At 61.6% G+C, this 13,420-nt stretch carries 12 protein-coding genes and 1 pseudogene; 3 read left to right on the top strand and 10 right to left on the bottom strand.

Features of this window, described 5'->3' with window-relative positions; all coding sequences use genetic code 11:
- Positions 1-4: 4 nt before the first annotated feature.
- On the top strand, positions 5-490 hold the full coding sequence (locus Thiofri_RS14310) for a DUF3419 family protein (RefSeq protein ID WP_040854563.1): 486 nt from the start codon (positions 5-7) through the stop codon (positions 488-490).
- A 154-nt stretch (positions 491-644) separates the two neighbouring features.
- A complete protein-coding gene (locus tag Thiofri_RS14305; protein ID WP_009147058.1) occupies positions 645-986 on the top strand; it encodes a TusE/DsrC/DsvC family sulfur relay protein in 342 nt (113 codons plus the stop codon).
- 530 nt (positions 987-1,516) lie between these two features.
- On the opposite strand, the pseudogene Thiofri_RS14300 reads toward Thiofri_RS14305, so the two are convergent.
- The 10 genes and pseudogenes from Thiofri_RS14300 to Thiofri_RS14255 all read right to left on the bottom strand — a co-directional run.
- Positions 1,517-1,753: pseudogene (locus Thiofri_RS14300) on the bottom strand (nickel-dependent hydrogenase large subunit); the annotation flags it as partial.
- Between the two features lie 94 nt (positions 1,754-1,847).
- A complete protein-coding gene (locus Thiofri_RS14295; protein ID WP_009147060.1) occupies positions 1,848-2,366 on the bottom strand; it encodes a hypothetical protein in 519 nt (172 codons plus the stop codon).
- 158 nt (positions 2,367-2,524) lie between these two features.
- Positions 2,525-4,897, bottom strand: coding sequence for a response regulator (locus tag Thiofri_RS14290; protein ID WP_009147061.1), 2,373 nt, complete (start codon positions 4,895-4,897; stop codon positions 2,525-2,527).
- 248 nt (positions 4,898-5,145) lie between these two features.
- Positions 5,146-6,888 (bottom strand): nickel-dependent hydrogenase large subunit, encoded by a 1,743-nt coding sequence (locus Thiofri_RS14285; RefSeq protein WP_009147062.1) that lies wholly within the window; start codon positions 6,886-6,888, stop codon positions 5,146-5,148.
- Positions 6,885-8,252, bottom strand: coding sequence for a (Fe-S)-binding protein (locus Thiofri_RS14280; RefSeq protein WP_009147063.1), 1,368 nt, complete (start codon positions 8,250-8,252; stop codon positions 6,885-6,887). The genes Thiofri_RS14285 and Thiofri_RS14280 overlap by 4 nt, the downstream gene beginning before the upstream one ends.
- Positions 8,249-8,911, bottom strand: coding sequence for a hypothetical protein (locus Thiofri_RS14275; RefSeq protein WP_009147064.1), 663 nt, complete (start codon positions 8,909-8,911; stop codon positions 8,249-8,251). Before Thiofri_RS14275 ends, Thiofri_RS14280 begins: the two co-directional genes overlap by 4 nt.
- Positions 8,908-9,993 (bottom strand): hydrogenase small subunit, encoded by a 1,086-nt coding sequence (locus tag Thiofri_RS14270; protein WP_040854571.1) that lies wholly within the window; start codon positions 9,991-9,993, stop codon positions 8,908-8,910. The genes Thiofri_RS14275 and Thiofri_RS14270 overlap by 4 nt, the downstream gene beginning before the upstream one ends.
- A 55-nt stretch (positions 9,994-10,048) precedes the next feature.
- Complete coding sequence (locus Thiofri_RS14265; RefSeq protein WP_009147066.1) at positions 10,049-10,585, bottom strand: hydrogenase expression/formation C-terminal domain-containing protein; 537 nt, start codon at positions 10,583-10,585, stop codon at positions 10,049-10,051.
- Between the two features lie 149 nt (positions 10,586-10,734).
- Entirely contained in the window at positions 10,735-11,196 is a 462-nt protein-coding gene (locus Thiofri_RS14260; RefSeq protein ID WP_009147067.1) for a hypothetical protein, read from the bottom strand.
- 89 nt (positions 11,197-11,285) lie between these two features.
- Positions 11,286-12,140, bottom strand: coding sequence for a hypothetical protein (locus tag Thiofri_RS14255; RefSeq protein ID WP_009147068.1), 855 nt, complete (start codon positions 12,138-12,140; stop codon positions 11,286-11,288).
- Positions 12,141-12,438: 298 nt separating this feature from the next.
- Between Thiofri_RS14255 and Thiofri_RS14250 the strand changes: the two genes are divergently transcribed.
- Positions 12,439-13,359, top strand: coding sequence for a polysaccharide deacetylase family protein (locus Thiofri_RS14250; protein ID WP_009147069.1), 921 nt, complete (start codon positions 12,439-12,441; stop codon positions 13,357-13,359).
- The last annotated feature ends 61 nt before the right edge of the window (positions 13,360-13,420 follow it).

Below are 13,420 nucleotides of genomic sequence, written 5' to 3'. Positions count from 1 at the left end.
TAAGGTGCGCCCGCGCCTTGCCGCCAGCATTCGCGAACTCTTTGATGCCCGCACCCTGGAAGAACAGCACCACATCTACGACACCCGGGTCGACCCCTTGATCTGGACCAAAGGCCTGAACTGGACCCTGTCGCGCCAACTCACCATGAGCATGCTCGGGGTGCCGCATCCGCAGCGCAAGGAGGTCCAAGAGCAACACGACAGTGGTGTGGCCGGTTTCGTGCGCGGCGCCATTGGCTATGTCTTTCGCCAATTGCCGGTATGGACCAACTACTTCTGGATGGTCTACATCCGCGGACGCTACACCGAGAACTGCTGCCCGGCATACCTGAAACCTGATAACTTCTCGCGTCTCAAGGCCGGCGCGGCCGATTGCATCGGGCTGCACACCTGCACGGAGGGGGCGGGAAGCTGGTCACCGCTTTCTTTTCTGTCTGAGGCTAAACGGCCGTTCATCGGTTGTCGGCATGAAAGCGCGCACTGGGGATAAATCTGCGCTATCCTGAGTTGGAAGGCAAAGCCTTTGTTTCTAAAGCTATTTGCTTATTTTCGAATAGGCTAATAAAGGCTTTGCGGCATGGTTGTGGGCGCGCTGCCCAGGGCCATGGCGAACTACAAAAAAACCAGCAAAGGAGGAGTGTCCCATGTATGCAGCCCAACAATCAGCGGTTGACGTCAGTTTTAACAAGAAAGGCTTTATGGCCGACTTTGACGCATGGAATCATCAGGTGGCCGCTGCCCTGGCGGCCGAGCAGGGGCTGGAACTGAGCGAGTGCCATTGGGCGGTGATCGACTTTCTGCGCGATTACTATGAGTTCCATGAAATGCCGCCGACGCCAAAGGTGCTCATCCGCGAGCTGGGACAGCGGCTCTCCCCCCATACGCCCTGCACCAAGCGCAAGCTCGAAGGGCTGTTTCCGGACGGCGGCTGCAAGCAGGCCTGCCAGATTGCCGGTTTGCCGGATTACTACTGCCATTCCTGCTAATCGTTCAAGGCGCGCGTGACCGGCGGAGCAAAGGTCGCGGGGAACGCTGTGAACCCATCCCTGGGAGCTTGACGAAAGCTTTCGGGGTGGGGCAGCTCGCGCGCGTTTTTTCTTAAACACGTTAGGTGTTTTTGCCGCTGGTGTTCTTGCCGGTGATTGAGGCGAATAATGATCGCCAAGCGCATGCGCACTTTAGATGCGCCTCGTTGAACGTCTTTACGAAGCGATTTTACACGATATACTGATGGTTGATGCACAATCAGGTTTCGGCATTGGTGCGCATAGCAGAAAACCAGTACCCTGCATGCCATGCTCAAGCAACTTTCCCTGAGCCTGGATGATCTCACTGGTTGAACCTAACTGAATCAGCTTTCAGTGGAGCCTGGGAACAAGCGTTGCTCGCTGTTGGCAGACGCCCGGCGATTGAGATCGAGGAGGCGGCGTGAGAGTTGGAGGGTTGACGGTCCTGCATCGGGAGTTCGTTACATCCTGACTAATGGCTGAATGCGCGATGGGTTCCATTAAGCTTATCAAACCACCCGCACGGTGATCGGATCACCGCTCTCAGGGTCATGCAAATGCACGGCGCAGGCGATGCAGGGGTCAAAGGAGTGAATGGTGCGCAGGATCTCCAGCGGCTGCGTCGGGTCGTACAGCTCGGTGTTGTCCGCGAGTGCCGCCTCGTAGGCGCCGGGGACGCCCTCGACATCGCGCGGGCCGGCGTTCCAGGTGGAAGGGACAACGGCCTGGTCTCGCCCCAGAAAGCCTGGATTGCCGAGCTGCGCTCACGCTAGCCGCTCCCAGTCTGCCGACCATTCAGCCCCACTCAGCCCCAAGACCGGAGGCGAGCGCCAAGCGCGCTCAGTTCCCTTGGATTTGGTCGACAATGGCGCGCATTTGCGGATTCTCGAGTAGTTTGCGGATGGTCGGGTGATTGCGTAGGGTTTCGAAGTCGCGTTCCGAGATGGCGCGCATGAATTCATCGTCGGCCAGCGCTTCTTGGAGGGCTGGATCATTCTCCAGCGCCATAATGCTGCCGAGCAGACCGCTATCGGCCGCAATGCCTTTTTGAATCGACTCGACGCGCTGATTATTGGCAGTCGCGCCCGCCGAGGTCCCGGCGCTGGTGCCCGCTGAACCCGACGGCCTCAGACTGCGAATCTGTTCCGCATCAATCTCGATGGTCCCCAAGGTGCGCGAACGAATGCGATAACTGCGCCCGTCGCTGCTCAGCACCTCACCCGTGATCAGACTGCCATCCTCGAGCTCAATGCGGCTTTCCCCGGCAACCAGCGTGTTGGCGGTTAGTAGCCACACCGAAACGAGCAGGACCCTTCCTATCGTCAACCTGCCTGACGGTCGTAAGTTCATGCTTTTCATCGTCTGATTCTCCTGGCATCTGATTCTGCTAGTATCGCACCTAAATGTTGCCAATGGGCAGCGAGGCAAATGTCAGTCTCAACCGAATTGCCAGCAATCAACTGGCGAAACCATAGCGCAGTCTCAGATGCGCTTCTGCACAGGCGGCAGCGATCGTCTCAATTGCGCTGCGCGAGCACTCTTTGCATGACTTCCCTTAGCGCTTTGGCCTCGACGGGCTTTGGCAGGTAGTCATCCATGCCGGCGGCGAGAAACCGTTCGCGATCACCTTTCATCGCGTGAGCGGTGAGGGCGATGATGGGGGTGGATGGATCGAGGTTGCCGGCGACGTTTGCGCGGATCTGCCGGGTTGCCTCGACTCCATCCATGTCGGGCATGGAGATATCCATGAACACCAGATCGAAGGGCTGCTCTGACAGGGCGTCCAGCGCCTGGCGACCATTGACAGCGGAACTCGCGGTATACCCCATTTTGCCAAGCATCATGGTCACGACTTTTGCATTAATGGGTTCGTCGTCAACCACGAGGATGCGCAAGGCCGTGGTCGGTCCCGGCGCGACCGGCCGCCGTGCCGGCGCCGTATCTGTGGTGATCGAGTCGGCGTCGGCGGCGACTCCCAGCGCGATATCGAATTGCACCGTCGTGCCCTGACCTGGAGCGCTTTCGATCGATATTTGTCCATCCATGAGGTTTACCAGTCGCTTGACGATGGCCAAGCCCAGGCCTGTACCTTTGAAGCGGCGGGTGCTGGAGCTGTCGACCTGGGTGAAGGGCGAGAACAGCTCGCCGATTCGGTCTGCGGGGATGCCAATGCCGGTGTCAGTGATGGCGAATCCCAGGCGCAAGTGCCGAGCATCTATTTGGTCCAGAACACGGACGTCCAGGCGCACGGCGCCTTGTTCGGTGAATTTAATGGCGTTGCCAACCAGGTTGAAGAGCACCTGGCGCAGCCGAATCGCATCACCAATCACGGCGGCAGGGACGCCGGGGGCAATGTCCAAGTCCAGGGTCAGGCCTTTGGATGCCGCTTGCTGGGTAAAGGTGGCCTTGATCGATCTTAGCAGGGCGTCTAGGTCGAAGCCGTCACGATCAATCGTGATCTTGCCCGCCTCGACTTTGGAGAGGTCGAGGATGTCGTTGATCACGGTGAGCAGGTTCTGCGAGGACTCCATGGCGATGTCGACGTACTCCGCCAACTCCGGGCCGAGCTCAGCGGCCTTAATAAGCTGCAGCATTCCCTGAACCCCATTCAGGGGCGTGCGGATTTCATGGCTCATGGTGGCGAGGAACTCCGACTTCGAACGGTTCGCCCGCTCCGCGGCCTCTTTGGCGTGGATGATGTCCTCTTCCGCTTTCTTGCTGCGGCTAATGTCGCGATTTGATCCGCGGCGTCCCGCGAGCCGACCGGCGTCATCGAGAACCGGCCGGCACACATGGCCGATCCAGCGTTCGCCGCCGCCGGGAAGGAGAATCCGGAATTCCAGCTCGCCCTGGCGATTCGCCTCATACAGGGTCTTTTTATGCGCGGCCCAGGCCGGGCGGTCATCCGGGTGGATGATCTCTTCTAAGAGATGCGGTTGCTGGAAGAACTCGTCAGACTCGCGCCCGGTCACATCGGCACAGGAGGGTGAGGAATAAAGGAAGGCGCCGCTGCGGTCCGTCCAGTATTCCCAGTCATGGGTGTTGTCCGCGACGACGCGGTACTTGTAGGCGTTCTCGATCAGCGTTCGTTCGGCTTCGAGATAGGTCTTGATCACCAGCCAGAGGACGATCAGATAGGCGGTGAGCCGCAGGAAATGCCAGTACCACCAGTGGCTGTCCCACAGCATGGATTCGGAAAAGAAGAAGCTCCCGAGGCTGAACAGCAGGGCGGTGGCCAGATAAGCGAGCCTGTCGCGGTCGCCGGTGTGCGCGAAATCGAGCCCGAAACGCCCGGCAGCAACCAGATAAAACAACCCCGCGAGCGCATTCACACCGATCGCCAAGGGCGTGAAGTCGACATTGTCCACCATCAGCGGCAGCTGGCTTGGAAAGGCCAGCGCCCAGGTGCCGAGAGCGGTCATCAGGCAGATCACAGCCAGCGCGGTGCGAACTTTACAACGATCCGACGAACCGCAGAGCGCCACCCAACTCAAGGCGAAACCAACCGCGCCCGCCAGATTCGCGAAGCTCTTAAGAAACACAAACGCCTGCCCAGGCGGGGCCATCGCATGCAAGCCATCGCCAATGGCCAGCGCGGCCAGGCCGAGGGCGACGCCGGTGGTGTTCCATGGGTGAAGGTGGCGGCCTGCTTGGTGATTGGCCGGTTGACTGGATTGTTCGTCGGCTTGGATGGGGTGCAGGAGGAGATAAGCGAGGAGCAGGGCTGCCATCGCGCCTACCGTCTCAACCATCGCGTGGACTTCGAGATTGGCCCAGTACCGATCGTGGCTCAGCAATGCCGAAAGACCAACGGCCAGGATTACGAACATCCCCGACGCCAAGGTGGTGAGCAGGATTGACTTGAGCCTTGGCGCGTTTGGGGTTTCCATCGTTGACGCTAGCTGTTCAAAGCCAACCGGTCGAGAAGCTTGCGCAGGGGCAGGAGATCAGCGACTGCCATTGGACAGTGATCGATTTCCTGCATAGCAGCCATTTCAGCTGATTGAGTGCGCGAGCGGTGTCTGGCCGGTCGCGCGCTCGTGGAGAGCCCTGATGCCCGGATCAGAACCGGGATCAGGGCTGGGATGAGCATCAGGATCTGAGCGGGGATCAGATCCGGAAGAAAGAGAATTCAACCTCAGACCACGCGAACCGTGATCGAATCGCCGCCGTCTGGATCATGCAAATGCACGGCGCAGGCGATGCAGGGGTCGAAGGAGTGAATGGTGCGCAGGATTTCCAGCGGCTGGGCTGGGTCATACAACTCGGTGTTGTCCGCGAGTGCTGCCTCGTAGGCGCCAGGGACGCCTTCGACATCGCGCGGGCCGGCGTTCCAGGTGGAAGGGACTACGGCCTGGTAGTTGCTGATGCGCCCGTTCTTGATCTCGATCCAATGGCCGAGGGCGCCGCGCGGGGCTTCCATAAAGCCGGCACCGCGGGCTTCCGCTGGCCAGCTTGAGGGCTCCCACAGCGCTTCGTTGAAGGTCTTGGTGTCACCGGCGCGAATGTTGGCGACCAGGGCGTCGTACCAGCCTTGCATGGCATCGGCGACGATCTGCGACTCCAGCGTGCGCGCGGCGGTGCGCCCGAGGGTGGAATAGAGTGCGGTGACGGGCAGGTCGAGCTGACTCAGGGTGGAGTCGACCAGTTCCTTGGCCTGGGCGTGGGCCTGGGCGCTGGTGTCGGCATAGAGCAGCAGCATGCGCGCGAGTGGTCCGACCTCGACGGCATGGCCCTTCCAGCGCGGGGACTTGAGCCAGGAGTAGCCTTCCTCGACATTGAGTTGCTTGTAGGGGGGTTCAGGGCCGCCGCGCTTGTCGTATTCAAGGTTGGTCTCGCCCTGGTAGGGATGCAGGCCCTGGTCGTTGCCGGCCTTGTAGTCGTACCAGGAGTGGGCGACGAATTCTTGAATCTCGCCCTCGGCGTCGAGATCGACCGGATGAATGGTGCTGAGATCGCGCCCGAGGATGGCTCCGCGCGGGAACAGAAACCCACTGGGGTCGTTCAGGTCGGTCGTCGGCAGATCGCCATAGCAGAGGAAGTTGCCGAGCCCCTCGCCGCGCTCGCCCCAGTCCTTGTAGAAGCTGGCAATGGCCAGGGTGTCGGGCAGATACACCTGCGAGACGAAGGTGCGCATGTTGCTGATGATCTCGGCGACCTGGGAGAGTTTCTTGGAGTTGATGGCCGAGTCCGAGTTGAGATCAATCGGCGAGGGCAGGCCGCCGACGACGAAGTTGGGATGCGGATTCTTGCCGCCGAAGATGGTATGCAGCTTGGCGACCTCGCGCTGCCAGGCCAGGGCCTCCAGGTAATGCGCCACGGCCATCAGATTAGCCTCGGGCGGCAGCTTGTAGCCCGGATGTCCCCAGTAGCCGTTGGCAAAGATACCAAGTTGGCCGGATTCGACAAAGGTCTTTACCCGCTGCTGCACCTCGGCAAAATAGCCGGGCGAGGACATGGGCCAGGCGCTCAAGCTCTGCGCCAGGTCGGCCGTGGCCTTGGGGTCCGCACTGAGCGCGGAGACCACATCCACCCAGTCGAGCGCGTGCAGGTGATAGAAGTGCATCACATGGTCGTGGATGTACTGGGCGCCGATCATCAGGTTGCGCACCAGTTGCGCATTGGGCGGGATGGGGTAGTTGAGCGCGTCCTCAACGGAGCGCACCGCCGCCAGGCCATGCACCAGGGTGCAGACACCGCAGATGCGCTGCACATAGGCCCAGGCGTCGCGCGGATCGCGCCCGCGCAGAATGTTCTCAATGCCGCGCACCATGGTGCCGGAGGAATAGGCCGAGGCGATGCGCCCGCCGTCCAGTTCGGCCTCAATGCGCAGATGCCCCTCAATGCGGGTGATGGGATCGACAACAATGCGCTCGGTCATGAGGGGGCTCCTTCCTTAACAGGGGCGGCGGCGGTGGGTGGCGCATCTTCAACCAGATGCTCGGCGATCATTTCGGTCAGCCCGACCACCGGGATGTCCATGGTGTATTCCTCCAGGCCCTCTTCGAGCTGAGTGCGGCAGGTGGCGCACATGGTCACCAGCCGGTCGGGGCGGATCTCTTCGATCTGCGCCTTCTTGCGCCGGAAAGCGGCCATTTTCAGCTCCTCGGCCCGCTCGTTGGAGCTGACGCCGCCGCCGGCACCGCAGCACCACTGGTACTTACCGTGCTCCTTCATGTCGACGAAGTCCTCGGCGACCAGCTTCATCAGGTTGCGCTGTTCATCGATCACGCCGCTCTTGCGGGCGAGATTGCAGGGATCGTGCATCGACAGCCGGTCGGTCTCCATGCCCTCGGTGCGCAGCCGGCCGTCGGCGCGGAGCTGATCGAGCACCTCAATGATATGGAACACCTTGAACGGATAACGCTGGCCGATCACATTCGGCCCCTCCCAGCGGATGCCGGTGTAGGCATGGCCGCACTCGGGGCTGATGACGTTTTTCACGCCGAGCTTGACCGCCGCATCCACCACCCGGCGCACCAGCACGGCGGCGATGTCCTTGGAGCCAATCTGCACCCCGGCATTGGTGGCCTCGAAGCAGTCCTTGCTGAGCGTCCAGGACACCCCGGCATGGGCGAAAATCTTGGCGATGGCCTCAAGGTACTCGGGGAAGTTGATGATCTCCATCGATGAGAGCAGCACCAGATAATCGGCGCCGGCCTGGTCGATCGGCACGGTGAGCCCACTGGCGGACTCGACATGCCCGATTTGCACATCGAGCGTTTTCCACTGCAAGCCCATGGGGCTGCCGGTATTAACCGCGCGCACCGAGGCGGCGATCAGCCCCTCGGGCGAATGACCGCTGGCCACCATGCCCTCACGGGTCTTGCGGACCATGGCCTGGATGTCATTGCCGACCGGGCACACCAAAGAGCAGCGCCCGCACATGGAGCAGGAGTCATAGAGTAGCGGCTCCCATTCCTCAAGCAGCGCATCGTCAATCGGCTGGCTGAAGCCCAGGCGCGCCTTGAGCTTGCCCCACAGAGTGAATTCCTGCTCCCACAGCCGGCGCAGCGGCTCAAGCTTATGAATGGGTGTGTATTTCGGATCGCCGGTTTCGACGAAAAACGGGCAGGACTGGGCGCAGAGACCGCAATGCACGCAGCTTGAGAAAAAGGCCGCGGTGGGCGCGTCCATCTCCTCGCGCAACGCCTGCAAGCCGCGCTCGAGCGAGAAAGGCCCGAGAGCAGATCCGCTCTCGGAGGCGGCTGCGGTGTTGGCAGTGACTGTGTTGTCTGTGCTCATGATTGCACCCCCTTGCGCCCGAAGGTCGCGCCGTTGTACCAGCGCGCCACAAAGGCCGTGACCATGTGGGTGAGCTTGGTGAAAGGCGCGACGATCAAAAAGATTTCAACCGACAGGATATGCAGCCCGAGGATCAGCGGATAGGGATTGATCATCCGGTGATAGGCCAGGTAGCCGGTCAGCAGCGGCAGAAAGGTCAGGGTCCAGACCAGATAGTCCTGCGGCGTGGACAGGAAACGCTTCACGGGATCACGCAACCGCTGCACCAGGGCGGCGAACAGCGCCAGCAGGGTGATCACGGCAATGGCGTCAATCATGGGGTTGGGCAGTGCCGGCCAGGCGATGCCGAAGGTTTTGCGGATCAGCTCCACATGCGGGATGAACAAAAACAGCGCAACAATGAAGCCGACATGCCAGAGGATGCCGATAACGACATCGAAGGGCGCGCGCTCGAAGGTGCCGGGGTCGGGGGAGAAGCGACGGTAGACGGTCCTGAAACCGCCCAGCATGGCCGAGCCGCGCGGCTCGGCGAAATTCCGCGCCCGTCCCAGCATCAGGATCTCGACCAGGCGAATGCCAAAGCCGAGCATAAAGATAGCAACCGCGACCACGAACAGCGGGCCGCGCACCAGCAGCAGGAAGTCCATTGGCGTCATCATAGTTTCTGCTCCAGTTCGTCAGCGGTCACCTGGCGATGCGCGGTACGCGCGTCCTTTTTCGCCCGTCCGCTGAGGTAGCCGCCGACGGCACCAGCCGCCACGCCGGCCAGACCAGCCACTGCAGCGGTGCCGCCAATGTTGCCGGTCGGCACCGACAGCGCCTTGTAGAAACCGCCGGCATCCCAGAAGTCCGGCTCCGAGCAGCCCAGGCACGGATGCCCGGACTCGATCGGCCAGCTGGTGCCGCCGTTCCACTTCATGGTGGCGCAGGCGTTGTAGGCCATGGGCCCCTTGCAGCCGAGACGGTACAGGCACCAGCCCTTCTTCGCGCCCTCGTCATCGAAGGTCTCGGCAAAGCGCCCCTTGTCGTAGAAGGGGCGGCGGTAACAGCGGTCGTGAATCGACTGCCCGAAGAAAGCGAGCGGCCGACCGTATTCGTCCAACTCCGGCAGCTTGCCGAAGGTGAGATAGTGCGCCAGCACCCCGGTGATCACCATCGGTAGCGGCGGGCAGCCGGAGACGTTGATGACGGGTTTGTCGCGCACCACGGCGGACACCGGCACCGCGCCGGTCGGATTGGGATCGGCCACCGGCAAGCCGCCAAAAGCCGCGCAGGTACCGACCGCGACCACAGCGGCGGCGCCGGCGACGGTTTCCTCCAGCATCTGAAGATTGCTGATACCGGCGATGGTCGAATAGCCCGGATTGGAGCCGGGCCCAGGCAGGGAGCCATCGACGACCAACAGATACTTACCCTCGTTGGCGTGCATGGCTTGCTCGCGGGCCAATTCGGCGGCCTCGCCAGCGGCAGCCTGCAGGGTGTGGTGATAGTCGAGCGAAATGGTCTCCAGGATCAGATTCTCGAGCGTGGGCGCGAAGCTGCGGGTCAGCGACTCGGTGCAGCCGGTGCACTCCTGAAATGACAGCCAGATGACCGACGGGCGGCGCGCGCTCGCTAAGGCCTCGGCAATCGCTGTCGCGGCGGTCGGCGGCAAGGCCATCAATGAGGCGGTCGTCACGCAGAATTTCAAAAAGCCACGACGGGAGATGCCGTTGCGCTCAAGCGTCTCGCCGAGGGTCATGCTGTGGTGCCCCCCCGGAGAATCAAGCGTTTTTTGCAGGTTAGGGGTCGGGCGGTCAGCCATGATGTTTACTCCCTGCTACGGACGGGTTGGAAAGTGGATTGCCCTCGGGATGGGACACTGCCGGGGATGCCGGATCGGCCGAGGGCATGGTCGCGAGCCTTGCCGCCAGCGCATCAAGGGCAGCCGGCAGTCCCTCGGGCTGGGCTTGCAACAGACGCGGCACCGTCGCGATCTCGATCTGCAGGCCGATGCGCTCGCCCTCGGTGTTGTAGTAATCGACCAGCCAGACGCCGCTGTAGCGGGTCTCCTGAATCCGCGTCTCGCCGAGCGCGTCGATGCTCGCGCGGACCTCGCCGGAACCTAGCGCATCGAGCAGCTGCTCCTGGTCGCTGGGGCCGAAGGGCAGCGCGGCGAGGTCGATGCAGGTCGGCTCGCCGGTCTCGATCAAGCGCGCGAGCGCGTGGCGGATTTCATGCAGTACGGCAGGTGCCGAGCCGAAGCGCGCTGGCACGGGGGTGCATGTCGGGCTGGACGTCTGGCCAGGCAAGCCGTTGGCGGCTGAATTGGAAGAGAGATGCGCTTCATCCATAACCCCTTTATCTTAGTCGCTGTTGAGTTCGGTGCGCCCCTGCCAGGTGGAAAATCGAGCTAATTATTGACGAATGTCAATTCGATGGATGGAAGTTTCGCCTGTCTGTCATTTTGCAAGCCCGGCCGAGGCCGAGCTCGCTCGGGCCATCAGCCGCCAGGTGCGAACTTTGCTGCAATGCGATACTGCCGCTCGGCCTCGCCTTCCGCGCTCGAGTCTTCGGCCTCGACCAGTTCGCAGGTATTCGCCATGCGCGCCTGCATGGCGGCTTTCCATGCGCGGTTGGTCTTATCAGTCAGCAGCGCATCCGGCATCAACGCCGCCGCTGCAGCTGCGGCGACGAAATGATCGGCCTGGGCCAGCCAGTCAGTCTCCTTGCCGCAGTCGGTATAGGTTTTGGTCGCCCAGGCTTTGGCGTCACGATAGGCGTCTTCGAGTTCGTCGGCAGTGGCGTCCGCGCGCTGGCCGGTTGCAATGGCGCGCTTCACGCGCTCATCCTGGCACAGGTGGAGCACGCTCTCGACAAAACCCAGACCAAGGCGGCGTTGATCGGCCGCCGGCAGGGACTGGAGTAGGGCACGGAGTTGTTGATCGTTGGCGATGGCGGTCATCGAAGGGCTCCTGGTCTGGTGATTGCAATCCAGCTCTGTGGGTTTAAGCATAGACCTTTCAGCCGCTGAAGCCTAACGCTGGTGGCGAATCATTCGCTGCTGAGCTCGATATGCTCAGTGCCGAGATACTGGCGCAACGCTTCGATCACTTGCTTGAGCTGGGGAGCGACGGCCTCCTTGCGCAGGGCATCATGGGCTATCCCCTCGCAGCGCCCGAAGATGGAGTGGCGCAGGTGGTCCTCGTCGCTGACGCGCAGTTGCAGGTCGTCGAGAATGCGTCCTAGCTCGCTGCGGGTGGGAGTAGCCCCGAGTGCGCTGAACAGATCGATCAGGGCGCCGAACAGGGGCGCGGCATCGGAGCCGAGATCAAAATCACTCGGATGGAAATCAATCCGCCGTTCTGAGACGCGGCTGATCCAGACGCGAAAGCAATAGCGTTTAAGCGAATGATAAAGTGGTTCGTCGCTGATCAAAAACAGCAGCAGATTGGCCGGTTTGGCGAAAAAGGGCGCATCGCTGATGGTCCAGCGCCGTTCCTTGACCAGGCGGTGAATGCGGATATGCTCGCGGAAATCTGCCGCTTGGAGTTGATCAAGAATCAGCACGGTTTTTTCCGCCTCGCTGAGCGCGCAGGCCTTGCTGGCGATATCATCGAGCGGATCAATCGGTGGTTCCTCGCGGCCAAGCTCATCTTGGCTTGGCGGCAAGATGATCTCAGGCGGCGGTGGGTTCTGCTCGGTAAAGTCGTAATAGAGCAGGTGCGGGAATTCGAGCGCTTGCGCGAGTGCATGGGCAAAGGCAGTCTTGCGTCTGTCGCTGTCGCCCTCAATGCTCAGGGTGCGAATATGACGGGTCGGTTCCTCAAGCAGGCAGCGGACTTGGAATTCGTAGTCGTCATTGGACTCGAAGCCGTTTTCGGTCATCGCCTGGCGCAGTTTGGACATCCAGCGGCCCCCAATCTTTACTTGTGCATAATCCGCGCGCTTCTTGCCGCGTCCGGGCGTGGTGCCTAGACTGCGGGCCGTATTGGGCAGGCGCGGCCTGGTAACGTCTTTTTATGAATGTTCCAGTCTTTGGCGTCAATCCTTTTATTGGACACTATTGGTTTCTAATAGATGTTATTGGCGTGCTCTTTGGTAAATGCTATCTGCCTTGCTGCGAATGACATGAAGCCATTCTCCGGATGGTCGGGACTATGAAGTTTAGGCTGAACGCGCGAGAAATCGATGCCAGGGCAAACACATGCGCATCGGGCTGAAGGTCAAGGTCGAAACCCTGCGCGGCACCCTTGAGGGCGTGCCTAATCTGCTGCGGCTGTTCGAGCGCCATGAAATTCAGGCCACCTTTCTGTTCAGCTTGGGGCCTGACAACACCGGGCGCGCGCTGCGACGCATCTTTCGCCCCGGTTTTTTCGCCAAGGGGCGGCTTGCCTCGGTGGTCAGCTACTATGGGATTCGCACCCTGCTTAATGGCACCCTGCTGCCGTCACCGGATATCGGCCGACGTGGCGCGCGCATCCTACGCGAGGTGCGTGCGGCGGGCCACGAGGTGGGCATTCAATCTTACGACCACGTGCGCTGGCAGGACTTGGTCGCGCGGCGTGATCGCGCCTGGACGCGCGCAGAGCTGACCCTGGCCAGCGAGGCGTTTCAGCGCATTTTCGAAGAACCCGCGCGCGTGCATGGCGCGGCCGGCTGGCAGCTGAATGATTTTGTGCCAGCGTTGGAAGCCGAGCTTGGTATTCAATACGCCAGCGACACTCGCGGGCGCCATCCCTTTGTGCCGGTTGTTGCGGGAGCGACGCGCGCCTGTCCACAGATGCCGACAACGCTGCCCACGCTGGATGAACTCATGAATCAGCCCGAGATACGCGACCACGAGTTGCATCAGGTGCTCTATCAATGTTCGCGCGAGCTGGCGCCCAGCGCTCATGTGTTTGCCCTGCATGCCGAGCTTGAGGGGATGAGGTTACAGCCAGTGCTAGAGCGCCTGCTGATTATGTGGCAGAGCGCTGGCGACGAACTGGTCTCGCTGCGCGATATCGCCGCCGGTCTGGACTTGACCCGGCTGCCGCGCCACCGCATTGCCTGGGGCGAATTACCGGGGCGTGCGGGTCGCCTGGCGTTGCAAGGAGCGGCCACAGGGGAGGAGGGGGCGCGCTGAACCCGACGGATCGCGCCTTACTGTGGCGACGCCAGTTCTTGAACCCCTTTGTCTTCGATGA

The organism is Thiorhodovibrio frisius, assembly GCF_033954835.1.
Taxonomy (GTDB): domain Bacteria; phylum Pseudomonadota; class Gammaproteobacteria; order Chromatiales; family Chromatiaceae; genus Thiorhodovibrio; species Thiorhodovibrio frisius.
Note: the sequence above shows the minus strand (reverse complement) of the source record. Positions and strands in the feature narration are given on the sequence as shown.